Origin of the sequence: Phenylobacterium sp. (genome assembly GCF_030697305.1) — a bacterium.
Lineage (GTDB): Bacteria > Pseudomonadota > Alphaproteobacteria > Caulobacterales > Caulobacteraceae > Phenylobacterium.
Window position 1 is genome coordinate 1 of record NZ_JAUYQL010000007.1, and the last position, 2,815, is coordinate 2,815.

3 pseudogenes are annotated in these 2,815 nt (G+C 66.6%); all 3 read left to right on the forward strand.

What is annotated here, in order from left to right:
- Nucleotides 1–533: pseudogene (locus tag Q8R27_RS00655) on the forward strand (TonB-dependent receptor); the annotation flags it as partial.
- A 193-nt stretch (nt 534–726) separates the two neighbouring features.
- A pseudogene (locus Q8R27_RS00660) lies at nt 727–1,823 on the forward strand (integrase core domain-containing protein).
- A 63-nt stretch (nt 1,824–1,886) separates the two neighbouring features.
- Nucleotides 1,887–2,815: pseudogene (locus Q8R27_RS00665) on the forward strand (hypothetical protein); the annotation flags it as partial.

The window sequence follows — 2,815 nt, forward strand, 5'->3', positions numbered from 1 at the left end:
TCAGCTTCGACGACATCTACGGCGGCGGCCTGAAGCTAGGCTCGCAGGTCACCTGGAACCACAAGTACACCATCGCCGAGGTCAAGCTTCAGGGTGTCACCACGCCTGGTTTCGAAGGGGTCGGGAAGTTTAACTACAACACCGGCTTCTATCCGATCCCGGAATGGCGCGGAATGTTCTACGCCGAGTGGGACAGCGGCCCGCACAACATCCGCCTGCAGACCAACTACATCGACAGCTACGTCGACCAACGCACGACGCCGTACATCGGCAATCTGGTGGTCGGTGATGTGACCAACGTCGCACAGGCCACTGTCGTGCCCCGTCCGCAAGACGGCAAGAAGATCGACGCCTTCGTCACCACGGACGTCACCTACCGGGTGTTCCTGCCCTGGGACACCACGGCGGTGTTCAATATCACCAACATCTTCGACACCGACCCGCCGCTGGCGCGGCTGGAGCTCAATTACGACGCCCTGACCGCGAACGCGCTGGGACGGACCTACAAGATCGCGCTGACCAAAAAGTTCTGACGAACAACTGATATGCAAGATCCCCAGTCCCCTCCGGGGATCTTGCTCTGACCAGGCGGGCGACCGCCTGGTCTTTTCCTGCAAGACAGCTCTGGGGAAATTTTGTCGAAGGGCGCGATTGCCCATGGTCTGCGCCCCTTGAAGTGATCCATCCTCTATGTTGGTCGCAGGACCATTTTGGATGGATGGAACGATGGTAAGGAAGGGCCACACGCCGGAAGCGATCGTCGCCAAGCTGCGTCAGGTTGAAGTCCTGACCGGTCAGAGCAAGTCGATCGCCGAGGCGGTGAAGACGATCGCGGTGACGGAGCCAACGTATTTTCGCTGGCGGGCGGAGTACGGCGGCATGAAGAACGAGCAAGTGAAGCGTCTAAAGGCGCTGGAGCTGGAGAACACGCGGCTGCGCCGCGCGGTGTCGGATCTGACCCTGGACAAGGTGATCCTGACCGAGGCCGCTGGGGAAACTTCTAAGCCCCGCCCGTCGCCGGGCCTGCGTGGATAAGGTCGATCTGAACTGAGATCTCTGAAAGGCGGGCCTGCGTGGCCCTGGGCCAACATCGGTCCACCCAGCGCAAGCCCGCCCGAGGGCGCGATGACGAGGTGGCGCTGACCGCCGACATCGTCGAGCTGGCTAAGACCTATGGCCGCTACGGCTATCGGCGGGTCACGGCCCTGCTGCGCCATGCCGGCTGGGCGGTGAACGCCAAGCCGGTCCAGCGGATCTGGCGACAGAAGGGGCTGAAAGTCCGCAGAAATTACCAAAGCGCGGCCGGCCCTGGCTGAACGACGGCTCGTGCGTGCGCCTGCGCGCCGAGCGGCCCGACCAGGAACGAGTTCACCCACGAGGCCTTGGCCATCAGGGTGAAGCGCAAACTCAGCTCCACCGACGTGCTGGAGACCTGGCCGATGTGATGATCCTGCGCGGCCCGGCGGCCTATGTTCGGTCTGACAACGGCCCGGAGCTCATCGCCACCGCCTTGCGCGAATGGATCGCCGCGGTCGGCTCGCGGACCGCCAACATCGCGCCCCGCAGCCCCTGGGAAAACGGCTACTGCGAGAGCTTCAACAGCAAGCTGCGCGACGAACTGCTCGACGGCGCGATCTTCTACAGCCTGGCCGAGGCCCTGGTGCTGATTGAGGCCTGGCGGCGCCGCTACAACGGCGTACGCCCCCAACAGCTCGATCAATTACCGACCGCCAGCGCCTGAATCCTTCGTCCCGCGCAGCGGCGGCATCCTGACGTCGCCCTGCCCCGCGACATCGCCGCTCCTGCCTGGCGGTGAATCGTAATCCGCCGATCCGCGTTCATGCCTGGCCGCCAGCCTTGTGGCGGCCACTTCGCGAAAGGACGGCATGGGCGAACACCGCAATCCCGCCTTCGGGCGGATGATCTCAGACTTCGTGCGCCAGCGCGGGCCAGCCGTCTTGCCGCCGCGCGCCGTCGAGCAGCTTCGCGCCTATCTCGTCGATCTGTTCCGTCGCGGCGAGCCGCCGCCCGCCCGCGGTCGCGGCCTGGACCGGCCGGCGATCGCGGCGGCCTGCGGCGTCGAGCCCCGCCTGCTCGAGCCGGCGCGCGAAACGCTGCGGCCGGGGCTGGAGGCGCTGCGGCGCGAGCTCAGAAAGCCCGTCGCGAAGCCGCGCACGCGCGCCACGCCCCGGTCCATAGAGGTGGCACCGTCCCCTGCCCAACAGCCGGCCGCCAAGCCGCCACGGCGGCGCGGCGCACACCTCCTCTCGACGCTCGATCCGCTGCCTGAGCCGGACGAACCCTGGCAAGACACGCCGGCCTTCAGCGAGGCGCTCGACCTCCATATGCGCCGGCATCACGACACCGCGCCGCAGCTCTGCAAAGCGTTGCGCGCACAAGGGCTTGCAATCGAGCCCTCGACCCTCCGCGCCTGGCGTCGTGGCCGCAAGGCGCCGTCGCATGTGGAGAGCTTTGCGGTTCTCCAAAGCCTGGAGCAGCGCTGGCGCCTGCCGAGCGGCTATTTCAAGGACAAGCTTCCGCATCCCGCACGCGCCGCCAAGGGGCACGAGGCGGGCGGGCTTGGACAGGCGGAGCGCCGCCGGCTCGCCTGGCATCTGCCGGACGATTTCGACCGGCGCCCGCTCGCGGAACGCGAGGAAATCCTGGAGTGGGTGCGCCGTGTGGTGGTGTCCGGAGCCACGGAGTATCGGCGCTATCAAGCCGGCGCCTTGAAGCACGGCTACGCCGTGCGTTTTCCCGTGCTTCACCGCGCCCAATCTGCACGCGCACGCGATCACTACAGCCCCGGCGCCGT